The sequence below is a fragment of the Variovorax trehalosi genome (genome assembly GCF_051216415.1).
Lineage (GTDB): Bacteria > Pseudomonadota > Gammaproteobacteria > Burkholderiales > Burkholderiaceae_C > Variovorax.
Genome location: NZ_JBPJZG010000006.1, coordinates 156624 through 170173, shown reverse-complemented (window position 1 = coordinate 170173; position 13550 = coordinate 156624). Strand labels below are relative to the sequence as shown.

Here is a 13550-nt window from a genome sequence, read left to right as displayed (position 1 = left end):
AGGCACGCCAAGCCAGTCGTGGGCACGCTGCTTGCATGTCTAGGGTAATTCATGATTGTGGATACATTCATTTGTCAACATTATAGAAAGCGTGATGTGGCACCTGAAGCGCATCCTCCCACGAGAAAGAAGAAGGATCCACATGGCTGAGCGTTCGTTCGTCGAGGAAGTCAAGAAGCTGCGGCTTTCCGGCGGAGATGTATTTCGTGGCGAAGGCATTCTGGCGGTCACCAAGGCCTTGCTCGAATCGGGAGTTTCCTATGTGGCTGGGTACCAAGGGGCACCCATCTCGCACCTGATGGATGTGCTGGCCGATGCGCAGGACATCCTCGCCGAGCAGGGCATCCGCTTCGAGAACAGCGCGAGTGAAGCCACCGCCGCCGCCACGCTCGCTGCATCAGTCAACTACCCGCTGCGCGGGGCCGTCACCTTCAAGGCGACCGTGGGCACCAACGTCGCGTCGGATGCGCTGGCCAACCTCGCCTCGGGCGGCGTGACCGGCGGCGCACTCATCATCGTGGGCGAGGACTACGGCGAAGGCTCATCGATCATGCAAGAGCGCAGCCATGCGTTCGCGATGAAGTCGCAGATCTGGCTGCTCGATCCGCGCCCCAACCTGCCGAGCATCGTCGATGCAGTGAAGACGGGTTTCGATCTCTCCGAGGCCAGCAACACGCCCGTGATGCTGCAGCTGCGCATCCGCGCCTGCCACGTGCATGGCCACTTCATCGCCGGCGACAACAAGCGCGCGAAGTTCACGCTGCAGGAGGCGCTGGAGAACCCGCAGCGCGACGTGAGCCGCATCGTGCTGCCGCCCGCGAGCTTCGTGCATGAACAGGAAAAGGTGAAGGACCGCTGGCCCGCCGCGGTGCGCTTCATCGAGGAGCGCCAGCTCAACGAGTTCTTCTCCGAGGACGCCGACGACATCGGCATCATCGTGCAGGGCGGCAGCTACAACACGCTGCTGCGCGCGCTGGAGCGGCTCGACCTCGCCGACGTGTACGGCAACACCAAGGTGCCGCTCTACGTGATGAACGTGGCTTACCCCGTCATCGAGAGCGAAGTCATCCGCTTTTGCGAGGGCAAGCGCGCGGTGCTGATCGTGGAAGAGGGCCAGCCCAATTTCGTCGAGCAGAACCTCGCGACCATCCTGCGCCAGGCCGGCTCGACCACCGCGCTGCACGGCAAGGACATGCTGCCCGTCGCCGGCGAGTACACGTCCTCCGAACTGTTGAAGGGCGCGCGCATTTTCTGCGAGCGTTACGAACGCCTTGCGCCGCTGCCGGTGCCTGCACCGGTGCGCAAGGTGATCCCACTGAAAGAAGTAGTCGCCATCGGTGTTGACGCTGCTCCGGAGCTGGCCACGCCTTCCACGGCACTCGGCGACGTCGTGCATGCCCGCCCGCCGGGTTTCTGCACCGGCTGTCCCGAACGCCCGATCTTCAGCGCGATGAAGCTGGTCGAGCGCGAACTCGGCGCGCACCACGTGAGCGCGGACATCGGCTGCCACCTGTTCTCGATCCTCCCGCCTTTCAACATCGGCAACACCACCATGGGCTACGGCCTCGGCGGCGCTGGCGCCTCGGCGCTCAATGCGCCGGCGGGCAAGCGTGCCATCTCGATGATGGGCGACGGCGGTTTCTGGCACAACGGCCTCACCAGCGGCGTGGCGAACTCGGTCTTCAACAAGAGCGACAACCTCACCATCGTCGTCGACAACAACTACACCTCGGCCACGGGCGGGCAGGACATCCTCTCGTCGAACGCCGTCAACAAGACGCGCAGCACCGGCCACGAGATCGAGCGCGCCGTGCGCGGGGTGGGCGTCGAATGGGTAAAGACGCTGCGCCGCACCTACGACGTGGCCGGCATGCGCGATGCTTTGAAAGAAGCGCTCACAACCACGAAGAAGGGCCCCAAGGTCCTGATCGCGCAGTCGGAGTGCATGCTCAACAAGCAGCGCCGCGAGAAGCCGCTCGTGCGCAAGGCCATCGCCGACGGCAAGCGCATGGTGCGCGAGAAGTTCGGCGTCGACTCCGACACCTGCACCGGCGACCACTCGTGCATCCGCCTGTCGGGCTGCCCGTCGCTCTCCATCAAGCCCAACCCCGATCCGCTGCGCACCGATCCGGTCGCGACCGTGCTCGACAGCTGCGTGGGCTGCGGCGTGTGCGGCGAGGTCTCGCATGCCGCGGTGCTGTGCCCCTCGTTCTACAAGGCGCAGATCGTGAGCAACCCCACCGGCTGGGACAAGCTGCGCGAGCGCGTGCGTTCTGCCGTCATCGGCTCGCTGCAGCGCGGAGAGGCGCGCCGCCGCGAAGCCTATGCCTTCTGAAGCGATGATGAACATCAAGGCACAACCGATCAAGATCGCGATCCTCGCCATGGGCGGGGAAGGGGGCGGCGTGCTGGCCGACTGGATCGTCGACATGGGCGAGGCCAACGGCTATGTGGCCCAGACCACTTCGGTGCCCGGCGTGGCCCAGCGCACCGGCGCGACCATCTATTACGTCGAGCTGTACCCGATCGCGCAAGCCGAGTCGGATGGCGGCCGACCCGTGCTGGCGCTGATGCCGTTGCCGGGCGACGTCGATGTGGTGCTCGCATCGGAGCTCATGGAAGCCGGCCGCGCGGTGCAGCGCGGGCTGGTCACGAACGACCGCACCACGCTCATCGCATCGACGCATCGCGTGTTCTCCATTGCAGAAAAAAGCGCGCTGGGCGACGGCCGCGTCGACAGCGCCCAGTTGCTCGCGCACACGGCCAAGGCCGCCAAGCGCTTCATCCGCTTCGACATGGCGCAGGCGGCGGAGGCGTCGGGCAGCGTGATCAGCGCGGTGCTCTTCGGTGCGCTCGCAGGGTCCGGCGTGCTGCCGTTCAGCCGCGCGCAGTTCGAGGCAACGGTCGAGCGCGGTGGCGTGGGCGTGAAGCCCAGCCTGAAGGCCTTCGGCGGTGCGTTCGCACGTGCGCAGGCAGGCGACGACGGCGAGACACCGCCCGAAGTGACGCCCGCGATGCCGGCGCCGCAGCCACGCCACCCCGCCGTGCGCGCGCTGGTCGAGCGCGCGCAGCGTGACTTCCCGCTGGCCGCACAGGACTTCCTGCTCGAAGGCGTGCGCCGTCTCATCGACTACCAGGACACGGACTACGCCGCCCTGTACCTCGACCGCATGGCCGCCATTGCCGCGCTGCCGAGCAACGACGAGCACCGCCTGCTGCGCGAGACCGCACGCCACCTCGCGCTCTGGATGTCCTACGAAGACACCGCCCGCGTGGCCGCCCTCAAGACCCGCGCCACCCGCTTCGAGCGCGTGCGCGGCGAAGCCCGCGTGCAGCCGGGCCAAGTGCTCGCGATCAACGAATACATGCACCCGCGCCTGCAGGAAATCTGCGAGACGCTGCCGGGCGGCATCGGCCGCTGGCTCATGAATTCCACGCTGCCGAAGAAGATCGTCGAGCGCTTCACGCAGAAGGGCCGCGTGATCCGGACCAGTTCACTGCGCGGCTACCTGATGCTGCGTACTGTGGCCGCGATGAAACGTTGGCGCCTCTCGACGATGCGCTACGCCGAAGAAAACCGCCGCATCGAGGAATGGCTGCAACGCATCGCCGCCACCGCGCGGCGCAACCCCGAGCTGGCGGTGGAACTCGCGCAGTGCCAGCGCCTGGTCAAGGGCTACAGCGACACGCACGAACGCGGCATCCGCAACTACGACACCGTGATGCGCGCCGTCGAGCGCGCCGGTGCGCAACTCGCCCCCGCCACCTTGCGCGAGTTGCGCGATGCGGCGCTCGCCGATGAACATGGGCACAAGCTGCAGGCCGCACTGGCGCAGCACGCGCTGGCCTGAAGAGACAACGGACGCACGATGACCGCTCCCACCGCCACGCTCCAGCTTCGCGTCGCCGAAGCGCGCGAACTCAATCCGTTGATCCGCATGCTGCGCCTGCGCGCCGAAGACGGCCGGCCGCTGCCCGGCTTTGCAGCCGGTGCCCACATTCGCGTGCAGGTCTCGCTGCCCGACGGCAAGACCGACTGGCGCCACTACTCGCTGATCAACTTCGCGACTGCGCGCAATGCCACCAATGCGCCGACCGAATACGTGATCGCCGTGCGCAAGGAGGCCGAAGGCCGCGGCGGCTCGCGCTTCATGCACGAAGGGCTGAAGGAAGGCGACACGCTCGCCATCGAGGCGCCGAAGAACGACTTTCCACTGCACACCGGACCCGGCGGCTCGGTGCTGGTGGCCGGCGGCATCGGCGTCACACCGCTCGCCACCATGGCAGCGCGCCGCCGCGCCGAAGAAGCACCGGTGCGCATGCACTACGCCGGCCGCAGCCGCGACCTGATGGCTTTCCTGCCCGAGCTCGAGGCGCTGCTCGGCGACAACCTGCGCGTGCATGCGGATGCCGAGGCCGGCGCGCCGCTCGACATCGACGCGCTGCTCGACGATGTACCTGCGGGCGATCGTCTCTATGTCTGCGGCCCCAAAGTCATGCTCGACGCTGTGCTCGCGCGTACCCAGACCCGCGGCTGGGAGCACGACCGCGTGCACTTCGAACTCTTCACCGAGCCGGTCGCCGAAGAAGGCGACCAGCCCTTCGAGGTCGAACTCGCCCAGTCGGGCCAGCGCTTCACCGTCGCGGCCGACCAGAGCATCCTCGACTGCCTCATCGACAACGGCTGCGATCCGATGTTCGACTGCAAGCGCGGCGAATGCGGCGTGTGCGCCGTGCCCGTGATCGAAGGCGAGATCGAACACCGCGACTACGTGCTCACCGCCCGCGAGAAGGCGGAGGGCAACGTCATGCAGATCTGCATCTCGCGCGCCAAGGGTGCGCGCCTGGTGCTCGATATCTGAAGCAAGGAGACACCAGAACCATGCCTTCATACAGAGACAACCCCGATGCCGTGCGCGCGCTCGTGGAGAACGACCGCGTGCACCGCGACCTGTACACCAGCCAGGAACTCTTCGAACTGGAGCAGGAGCACTTCTTCGCCAACACCTGGAACTACGTCGGCCACGAGAGCCAGCTGCCCAAGCCCGGCGACTGGATCAGCAACGAGATCGCCGGCCGCCCTTTGATCGTCGTGCGCCACACCGACGGCAGCGTGCGCGCGATGATGAACCGCTGCGCCCACAAGGGCTCCCGCCTTGTGAGCGCGCCCTGCGGCAACACCGGCAAGTTCTTCCGCTGCCCGTACCACGCCTGGACCTTCAAGACCGACGGCTCGCTGCTGGCGATTCCGCTGAAGACGGGCTACGAGAACACCGCGCTGCACGAATGCGAGTCGGCAAAAGGCTTGACGACGCTCAAGCACGTGCGCAGCCACCGTGGCTTCATCTTCGTGAAGATCAACGACGCGGGCCCCGACTTCAAGGAGTACTTCGGCGACTCGCTGAGCTCCATCGACAACATGGCCGACCGCTCGCCCGAGGGCGAACTCGAAATCGCCGGCGGGTGCCTGCGCTTCATGCACCAGTGCAACTGGAAGATGTTCGTGGAGAACCTCAACGACACCATGCACCCGATGGTGGCGCACGAGTCCTCGGCCGGCACCGCCAAGCGCATGTGGGCCGATAAGCCCGCCGACGAGCCCAAGCCCATGGCGGTCGAGCAGTTCGTGCCCTTCATGTCCGACTACAAGTTCTTCGAGGATATGGGCATCCGCACCTATGACCACGGCCACAGCTTCACGGGTGTGCACTTCAGCATCCACAGCAAGTACAAGGCGATCCCCGAATACGACGACGCCATGAAGGCGCGCTATGGCGAGGAGAAGACCGCGCAGATCCTGGGCATGGCGCGGCACAACACGGTGTACTACCCGAACCTCACGATCAAGGGCGCGATCCAGGCGATCCGCGTGGTGAAGCCGATCTCGGCCGACAAGACGCTGATCGAGAGCTGGACCTTTCGCCTCAAGGGCGCGCCGCCCGAGCTGCTGCAGCGCACCACCATGTACAACCGGCTGATCAACTCGCCGTTCTCGGTGGTGGGGCATGACGACCTGCAGGCCTACCGCGGCATGCAGGCCGGGCTGCACGCGAGTGGCAACGAGTGGGTGAGCCTGCACCGCGACTACGACGCGTCGGAGCTCAAGGGCGGCGAGATCACCACCGGCGGCACCAACGAGTTGCCGATGCGCAACCAGTACCGAAGCTGGGTGCAGCGCATGACGGAGACGATGTGATGGCCGGCACCGACATCACCCGCCAGGACCTGATCGACTTCGTCGTGAACGAAGCCCATCTGCTCGACACCCGTCGCTACGAAGAGTGGAACGCGCTCTTCACCGACGACGCCTTCTACTGGGTGCCGCTCGTTCCCGACCAGGAAGACGGCCTGAACCACACCTCGCACCTCTACGAAGACAAGCTGCTGCGCGAATTGCGCATCGAGCGCCTAAAGAGCCCGCGCGCGTTTTCGCAGCAGCCGCCGAGCCGCTGCCATCACCTGTTGCAGGTGCCTGTGGTCGAGACCCTCGACGCCGAGGGCAACCGTTTCGTGGTGCGCACCGGATTCCACTACACCGAGTCGCAGGGCGACGAACTCCAGTTTTACGTCGGCACTTTCTTCCATCACCTCACGGTCCACGGTGGCACGCTGCACATGACGCTCAAGCGCGTCAACCTGCTCAACTGCGACGCGGCGCTGCCCGCCGTGCAGCTTTTCATCTAAAGGACGCGATGCCACACGCCACCGTCCATCAAGTTTTCGCGGCGACTGCCGAGCGCACGCCGCAGGCTGAATTCCTGTTCACCGAATCGGTGACCGCGGCTGCTTACGGCATCGCAGCCGGCGCCATTCATTGGGGTGAGGCTGCTTCCGAGGTCGAGCGACTGCGCACGGCCTACGCAAAGGCTGGCTACGGGCACGGCCATCGCGTCGGCCTGCTGCTGGAAAACAGGCCTGCGTTCCTCTTCCACTGGTTCGCGCTCAACGCGCTGGGCGTGAGCGTGGTGCCGATCAATGCAGAGATGCGCTCGGCCGAACTGGTCTACCTGATCGGCCACAGCGAGATCGGCCTCGCCGTCACGCTGCCGGAGCGCGCCGCCGACCTGCGCGCTGCCGCGGCGCAAGCCGGCGTGGCCTTCGAGACGATGGGGCCCGACGACGCGGTGCCCAGCGCGAAGACCCCCGCGCCACGCGCCCAGGAACCCATCGACGTCGACACCGAATGCGGCCTGCTCTACACCTCGGGCACCACCGGGCGCCCCAAGGGATGCATCCTGAGCAACGCCTACTTCCTGCGCGCAGGCGAGTGGTATGCCACGCTCGATGGCGTCTGCAGCATTCGCCCCGACACCGAGCGTGTCATCACGCCGCTGCCGCTCAACCACATGAACGCGATGGCGTTCTCCACCATGGTGGTGTTGGTCGCAGGCGGCTGCCTGGTGCAGCTCGACCGCTTCCATCCGAAGACCTGGCTGGCGAGCGCGCGCGAAAGCGGCGCGACCATCGTGCATTACCTCGGCGTGATGCCCGCGATGCTGCTGTCGGCATCACCGTCTGCCGCCGACCGCGACCATGCGATCCGCTGGGGCTTCGGCGCCGGCGTGGACCGCAAGAACCACGTGCCGTTCGAGGAGCGCTTCGGCTTCCCGCTGGTCGAGGCCTGGGCCATGACCGAGACCGGTGCGGCCGCTTGCATCATGGCCAATCGCGAACCGCGCCTCGTGGGCACGAGCTGCTTCGGCCGGCAGGAAGATTTCGTGCAGATTTGCCTCGTCGGTGAAGACGGCAGCGAGGTCGGCGTCGATGCCCCGGGCGAACTGCTCGTGCGTTCCACCGGCGACGATCCCAGGCGTTATTTCTTCTCCGGCTACCTGAAGGACGACGAAGCCACGCGCGAAGCCTGGGCCGACGGCTGGTTCCACACCGGCGACCTGGTGCGCCGCGATGCCGAGGGCAACTTCTTCTTCGTCGACCGCAAGAAGAACGTGATCCGCCGCAGCGGCGAGAACATCTCCGCCGTCGAGGTCGAGAGCGTGCTCAACCAACACCCGGCCGTGAAGACATCGGCCGTGGCCGCGACGCCCGATGCGGTGCGCGGCGACGAGGTGCTGGCCTGCATCGTCATGCGCGAGGACGCCGATGCGTCCCAGCGCGAGCAGGTCGCCGCGAGCATCGTGCAGCACGCGCTCGATCAACTCGCCTACTACAAGGCGCCGGGCTACGTCGCCTTCGTCGATGCGCTGCCGCTCACGCCCTCGCAGAAGATCCAGCGCGGCCAGCTGCGCGAGATGGCGCAGTCGCTGCCGGGGCAGGGCCACTGCATCGACACCCGCGCGATGAAAAAGAGGCAAGCATGACCAGGCAACGGCTTTCCTACGAAGGCGTCGCGGTGGCCGTGCCCATCACGGTGCCCTACGTGCGCTACTCCACGCGCACCGCGCACTGGTTCATCGGTCAGGCCATCGAGGCGCTGGTTCAGGCCAGTGGCGTGGCCAAGGAAGAGATCGACGGCCTGTGCCTGAGCAGCTTCTCGCTCGCGCCCGACACGGCCGTGGGCGTGACGCAGCACCTGGGGCTCTCGCCGCGCTGGCTCGACCATGTGCCCACCGGCGGCGCCTCGGGCGTGATGTGCCTGCGCCGCGCCGCGCGCGCCGTGCAGGCGGGCGATGCCGACATCGTGGCCTGCGTGGGCGCCGACACCAACCACGTCGACTCCTTCCGCCAGACGCTCGGCAGCTTCAGCAACTTCGCGCGCGATGCCAGCTACCCCTACGGCTCGGGCGGACCGAACTCGATCTTCGCGTTCATCACCGCCAACTACATGCGCACCTACGGCGCGAAGCGCGAAGACTTCGGCCGCATCTGCGTGGACCAGCGCACCAACGCGCTCGGCAACCCGAACGCGATGTTCAAGAAGGGCCTGACGCTGGACGAGTACATGGCCGCGCGCCCCATCTCCGACCCGATCCATCTCTTCGATTGCGTGATGCCCTGCGCCGGCGCCGACGCCTTCCTCGTGATGAGCGAGGAGCGCGCCCGCGACCTGGGCCTGCCGCACGCCGTGATCCGCGGCGCCATCGAACGTCACAACGCCTACGCCGAAGACCCGGTGATGGTGCAGGGCGGCTGGCGCAAGGACCGCGACGACCTCTATGCGCAGGCCGGCGTGCAGCCCGCCGCGCTCGATTTCGTGCAGACCTACGACGACTACCCCGTCATCGTGATGATGCAGTTCGAGGACCTGGGCTTCTGCGAGAAGGGCGAGGGCTCCGCCTTCGTGCAGTCGCACACCATGACCTTCGACGGCAGCTTTCCGAACAACACGAGTGGCGGCCAGCTTTCGGCCGGGCAGGCCGGTGCGGCGGGTGGATTCCTCGGCATGGTCGAGGCGATCCGCCAGTTGACCGATCAAGCCGGAGCGCGCGCGGTGCCCGACGCGCAACTCGGCCTCGTCGCCGGCTTCGGCATGGTGACCTACGACCGCTGCCTCTGTACGGGCGCGGTGATCCTGGGGAGACCCGCATGACGATGCCGATGATGCGCCCCCCGCGCAAGAACCCGGTGCTGCGCACCCGGCAGATGAACCTGCCGCCCGGCGCGCGCGGCCGCGTCGCGCTCGGCCTCACGGCGGCTGCCGCCGAAGGCCGCTTCGAACTGCAGACCTGCGAAGACTGCGGCACCGTGCAGTACCCGCCGCGCGAGGTCTGCCACAAGTGCCTTTCCGCGGCGCTGCGCTGGCGTGCACAGAGCGGCGAGGGCGAACTGCTCGGCAGCACCACGCTGCACCACAGCAACGATCTGTTCTTTCGTGAGCGGCTGCCCTGGCGGCTGGGCCTGGTGCATCTGGATGCCGGTCCGACGCTCATGGTCCACCTGCACGGCGAGGTCGGCGATGCGCCCACGCGCGTGCGTGTCGGCGCCCGGCTCGACCGCGCCGGCCAGGCCGTTCTCATTGGTTTTCCGAATGAAGGGAGTGCCCACATGGCCGACGACAAGATGCTTCGCGAAATGACCAGCGACCCCAAGTTCCGCAAGGCGCTGGTAACCGACGGCAAGACCGAGACGGGCCAGGCCATTGTGCGCGCGCTGGTGAAGGCCGGCGCCGACATCGTCTGGGTCGGCCATGCCGAACCCTGGAAGAAGATGGGCGACGGGCTGGACGACATCTCGGCGCTGCCGCAGGTGACGCTCGTGCCGCTGGACCTCACCAACGGCCGGCAGGTGACCGAGCTCGCGGGCTCCATCGGCGGCAAGGTCGACATCGTGATCAACAACGCCGAGGTGCATCGCACCTTCGGCATCGGCGCACGGCGCGGCACCGATGTGGCCAAGGCCGAGATGGACATCAATTACTTCGGCCTTCTGCGCCTGGCGCAGGAGTTCGGCCCCGCGCTCAAGGGCCGTTCGGCCGACGGAGCGACGGGCGCGACGGCCTGGGTCAATCTGCTGTCGATCTATGCGCTGAGCAACTTCCCGCCGCACGGCACCTTCAGCGCCTCGAAGGCGGCGGCGCATTCGCTCGCGCAGTGTCTGCGCGCGGAGATGCGGCCGGCGGGCATTCGCGTGATCAACGTGTTCCCGGGCCCTATCGACGACGAATGGAACCAGCACACGCCGCCGCCCAAGCTGGCGCCCACCGCATTGGCGAATGCCATCGTGAAGGCGCTGCGCGATGGCGTCGAGGACGTCTACCCCGGGGACGTCGCACAGGAGTGGCTGGAACGCTGGCGTGACAACCCGAAGGTGCTCGAACGCGAGCTGGCCGCAGGCGGCTGAGAACAGGAGCCACACGATGACGACAACCACCGAACTGATGTCCGCCGCCGAAATCCTCGGCGGCCTCGTGACAGCCATGGCCAGCGGTCGCATCCGCGTGATCGACCTCACGCAGACGCTCACGCCCGAGTTCCCGCAGATCGCGCTACCGCCCGAGATGGGCCAGTGCTGGCCCTTCCGCATCGAGGAAGTGTCGAAGTACGACGAGCGCGGGCCGGGCTGGTACTGGAACAACTTCTCCTGCGGCGAGCACACCGGCACGCACTTCGACGCGCCGATCCACTGGATCTCGGGCCGCGACCTGCCGAACAACTCGGTCGACACCATTCCCGTGCAGAACTTCGTCGCGCCGGCCTGCGTGATCGACTGCTCGGCCGATGTGCAAGGCAACGACGACTACCTGTTGAGCGTGGCCGACATCGAGCGCTACGAAGCCGCGCATGGCCGCATCCCGAAGGGCGCGTGGGTGCTGATGCGCACCGACTGGTCCAAGCGCAGCGACCCCGAGGCCTACCAGAACTTCGACGAGACCGGCCAGCACACGCCCGGCCCGAGCACCGAGGCCGTGCGCTTCCTGGTGGAGCAGCGCGACGTGCTGGGCTTCGGCTCGGAAGCCATCGGTACCGATGCGGGGCAGGGCTATCACTTGCGTCCGCCGTATCCGTGCCACTACTACATGCATGGTGCGGGGCGCTATGGCCTCCAGTGCCTGAGCAACCTCGACCTGCTGCCGCCCGCAGGCGCGGTGCTGATCTGCCCGCCTCTCAAGATCGAAAAGGGCAGTGGCAGTCCGCTGCGTGTGCTGGCACTGGTGGGAGCGCAGGCATGACGCCGAAGGTCGCGGCCGTCACCGGCGGCAGCGCCGGCATCGGCAAGGCGATCTGCGAAGACTTGCTCGCGCAGGGCTACGAGGTGGTGTCGCTCGCGCGCCGCAAGGCCGAGATCGACCACCCGAAGCTGCACAGCCTCGAAGTCGACCTGAGCGATCGCGCCGCCACGGGTGAAGCGGTGCGCGAACTGGTCGAGCGCTTTGCGCCGACCACCATCGTGCACAACGCCGGTGTGATCCGCGCGGCGCTGCTGTCCGAAGTGAAGCTCGACGATCTCGATGCGCTGGTGGACCTGCACCTGGGCTGCGCGATCCAGCTCGTGCAGGGCGCATTGCCCGCCATGCGCGCACAGCGCTTCGGCCGGGTCGTGCTGCTGTCGTCGCGCGCCGCGCTGGGTCTTGCGACCCGCACCAGCTACTCCGCGACCAAGGCCGGCATGCTGGGCATGGCGCGCACCTGGGCGCTCGAACTCGCGACGGACGGGATCACCGTGAACGTGGTCGCACCCGGGCCCATCCGCACCGACATGTTCTACGACGTCGTCGAGGCCGGCAGCGAGAAGGAACGCGCCCTCGCAGCCTCCGTGCCCGTCAAGCGCCTGGGCGAATCGGCCGACGTGGCACGCGCCGTGCGTTTCTTCGCCGACCCCGGCAACAGCTTCGTCACCGGCCAGGTGCTCTACGTCTGTGGCGGCACCAGTGTCGGCAGCCTGGCCCTCTAGTTTTCATTTCAGCGTTCGTTTCGTCTCGTTCAAAAAACATCACCTCTGGAGCATCGCCATGAAAGTCTTGAACCGATTCCGTGCCCTCGCAAGCATTGCCCTGGGCCTCGGCGCCCTGAGCGCCGTTGCGGGCGCGTGGGCTGCCGATCTCAAGGTCGGCTTCATCACGTCGCTCTCGGGGCCGGTGTCGTCGCTCGGCATTCCCTATGAGAAGGGCATGAAGGCCGCGCTCGCCTACAAGGCCGACCTCGGCGGCCGCAAGATCCAGCTGGTGCAACTGGACGACGCGTCGGACCCGACCACCGCCGCGCGCAACGCCCGCAAGATGATCGACGAGGACAAGGTCGACGTCATCATCGGCACCGCGGGCTCGCCCGGCGCGCTGGCCATCGCTGGCGTGGCGCGCGAGACGAAGACGCCGCTGATCTCCATCGCCAACGCGAACCTGCCGGGTGAAGAGGGCTCGTGGATGGTCACGCTGCCGCAGCCCGCGCCGCTGATGGTGAGCGCGGTGGTCGAGCGCATGAAGAAATCGGGCGTGAAGACGGTCGGCTACATCGGCTTTTCCGACGCATGGGGCGACCTGGTGTACGACGCGCTGCAAAAGAGCGCGGAGCCCGCGGGCATCAAGATTGTGTCGAACGAGCGCTATGCGCGCGCCGATTCCTCGGTGACCGGGCAGGTGCTGAAGATTGTGGCGCTGCGCCCCGACGCGGTGATCACCGGCACCTCGGGCACGCCCGGCGCGCTGCCGTATCTCGCGCTTTCTGAGCGCGGCTACAAGGGCCAGATCTACGGCATGCACGCGCTCATCAACCCCGACTTCGTGCGCGTGGGCGGTGCTGCCGTCGAAGGCCTTCTTGCGCCCACCGGGCCCGTGATCGTGGCCGAGCAACTGCCGAACGACAACCCCATCCGCAAGGTGTCGATGGACTTCCGCGCTGCCTACCAGAAGGCCAACGGCGCGCCGCCGACCGATGCCTTCTCGGCCTACACCTTCGACGCCTGGTTGCTGTACCTGGACGCCGCGCAGCGCGCGCTCGCCACCAAAGCCGAGCCGGGCACGCCGCAGTTCCGGCTTGCGCTGCGCGACGCGATCGTCAGCACCAAGGAGTTGGTGGGCACGCACAGCGTCTACAACTTCAAGCCGACCGACCGCTATGGATCGGACGAGCGCTCGCGTGTGGTCGTGAAGCTCGAAAAGGGCCAGTGGAAGCTGGTTCCCTGATGCAACGCACACAACACACGCCTCACGCTGGAGC

General features: G+C 67.1%; 11 protein-coding genes. All 11 read left to right on the top strand.

The features are described from left to right. Window positions 1–142 precede the first annotated feature (142 nt). Genes ACSFA7_RS22795 through ACSFA7_RS22745 form a run of 11 tightly spaced genes read left to right on the top strand, consistent with a single transcriptional unit; the run spans window position 143 to window position 13516 of the window. On the top strand, window positions 143–2335 hold the full coding sequence (locus tag ACSFA7_RS22795; RefSeq protein WP_435501473.1) for a thiamine pyrophosphate-dependent enzyme: 2193 nt from the start codon (window positions 143–145) through the stop codon (window positions 2333–2335). 7 nt (window positions 2336–2342) lie between these two features. Further along, window positions 2343–3851 (top strand): indolepyruvate oxidoreductase subunit beta family protein, encoded by a 1509-nt coding sequence (locus ACSFA7_RS22790; protein WP_435501472.1) that lies wholly within the window; start codon window positions 2343–2345, stop codon window positions 3849–3851. Between the two features lie 18 nt (window positions 3852–3869). Then, window positions 3870–4862 carry a PDR/VanB family oxidoreductase gene (locus ACSFA7_RS22785; RefSeq protein WP_435501471.1) on the top strand — a complete coding sequence of 331 codons (993 nt, stop codon included), beginning with the start codon at window positions 3870–3872 and terminating at the stop codon, window positions 4860–4862. A gap of 20 nt (window positions 4863–4882) precedes the next feature. Next, window positions 4883–6196, top strand: a complete 1314-nt coding sequence (locus ACSFA7_RS22780; RefSeq protein ID WP_435501470.1) for an aromatic ring-hydroxylating dioxygenase subunit alpha — start codon at window positions 4883–4885, stop codon at window positions 6194–6196. Beyond that, window positions 6196–6684: an aromatic-ring-hydroxylating dioxygenase subunit beta gene (locus ACSFA7_RS22775; protein WP_435501469.1), complete on the top strand. Its 489-nt coding sequence runs from the start codon at window positions 6196–6198 to the stop codon at window positions 6682–6684. The genes ACSFA7_RS22780 and ACSFA7_RS22775 overlap by 1 nt, the downstream gene beginning before the upstream one ends. Before the next feature lie 8 nt (window positions 6685–6692). Beyond that, window positions 6693–8318 (top strand): AMP-binding protein, encoded by a 1626-nt coding sequence (locus ACSFA7_RS22770; protein ID WP_435501468.1) that lies wholly within the window; start codon window positions 6693–6695, stop codon window positions 8316–8318. Beyond that, window positions 8315–9487 (top strand): thiolase family protein, encoded by a 1173-nt coding sequence (locus ACSFA7_RS22765; protein ID WP_435501467.1) that lies wholly within the window; start codon window positions 8315–8317, stop codon window positions 9485–9487. Before ACSFA7_RS22770 ends, ACSFA7_RS22765 begins: the two co-directional genes overlap by 4 nt. Then, window positions 9484–10737, top strand: coding sequence for an SDR family NAD(P)-dependent oxidoreductase (locus ACSFA7_RS22760; RefSeq protein ID WP_435501466.1), 1254 nt, complete (start codon window positions 9484–9486; stop codon window positions 10735–10737). Before ACSFA7_RS22765 ends, ACSFA7_RS22760 begins: the two co-directional genes overlap by 4 nt. A gap of 16 nt (window positions 10738–10753) precedes the next feature. After that, window positions 10754–11566: a cyclase family protein gene (locus ACSFA7_RS22755; RefSeq protein WP_042582504.1), complete on the top strand. Its 813-nt coding sequence runs from the start codon at window positions 10754–10756 to the stop codon at window positions 11564–11566. Further along, window positions 11563–12288, top strand: coding sequence for an SDR family oxidoreductase (locus tag ACSFA7_RS22750; protein WP_435501465.1), 726 nt, complete (start codon window positions 11563–11565; stop codon window positions 12286–12288). Before ACSFA7_RS22755 ends, ACSFA7_RS22750 begins: the two co-directional genes overlap by 4 nt. Window positions 12289–12346: 58 nt before the next feature. Continuing rightward, complete coding sequence (locus ACSFA7_RS22745; RefSeq protein WP_435501464.1) at window positions 12347–13516, top strand: ABC transporter substrate-binding protein; 1170 nt, start codon at window positions 12347–12349, stop codon at window positions 13514–13516. Window positions 13517–13550: the final 34 nt, after the last annotated feature.

What these genes read in the sequence shown, in the direction of transcription:
- ACSFA7_RS22765 (WP_435501467.1), top strand. Translation starts at nt 8,315, where the DNA reads ATGACCAGGCAACGGCTTTCCTACGAAGGCGTCGCGGTGGCCGTGCCC.
- ACSFA7_RS22780 (WP_435501470.1), top strand. Translation starts at nt 4,883, where the DNA reads ATGCCTTCATACAGAGACAACCCCGATGCCGTGCGCGCGCTCGTGGAG.
- ACSFA7_RS22755 (WP_042582504.1), top strand. Translation starts at nt 10,754, where the DNA reads ATGACGACAACCACCGAACTGATGTCCGCCGCCGAAATCCTCGGCGGC.
- ACSFA7_RS22770 (WP_435501468.1), top strand. Translation starts at nt 6,693, where the DNA reads ATGCCACACGCCACCGTCCATCAAGTTTTCGCGGCGACTGCCGAGCGC.
- ACSFA7_RS22790 (WP_435501472.1), top strand. Translation starts at nt 2,343, where the DNA reads ATGAACATCAAGGCACAACCGATCAAGATCGCGATCCTCGCCATGGGC.
- ACSFA7_RS22760 (WP_435501466.1), top strand. Translation starts at nt 9,484, where the DNA reads ATGACGATGCCGATGATGCGCCCCCCGCGCAAGAACCCGGTGCTGCGC.
- ACSFA7_RS22745 (WP_435501464.1), top strand. Translation starts at nt 12,347, where the DNA reads ATGAAAGTCTTGAACCGATTCCGTGCCCTCGCAAGCATTGCCCTGGGC.
- ACSFA7_RS22775 (WP_435501469.1), top strand. Translation starts at nt 6,196, where the DNA reads ATGGCCGGCACCGACATCACCCGCCAGGACCTGATCGACTTCGTCGTG.
- ACSFA7_RS22785 (WP_435501471.1), top strand. Translation starts at nt 3,870, where the DNA reads ATGACCGCTCCCACCGCCACGCTCCAGCTTCGCGTCGCCGAAGCGCGC.
- ACSFA7_RS22795 (WP_435501473.1), top strand. Translation starts at nt 143, where the DNA reads ATGGCTGAGCGTTCGTTCGTCGAGGAAGTCAAGAAGCTGCGGCTTTCC.
- ACSFA7_RS22750 (WP_435501465.1), top strand. Translation starts at nt 11,563, where the DNA reads ATGACGCCGAAGGTCGCGGCCGTCACCGGCGGCAGCGCCGGCATCGGC.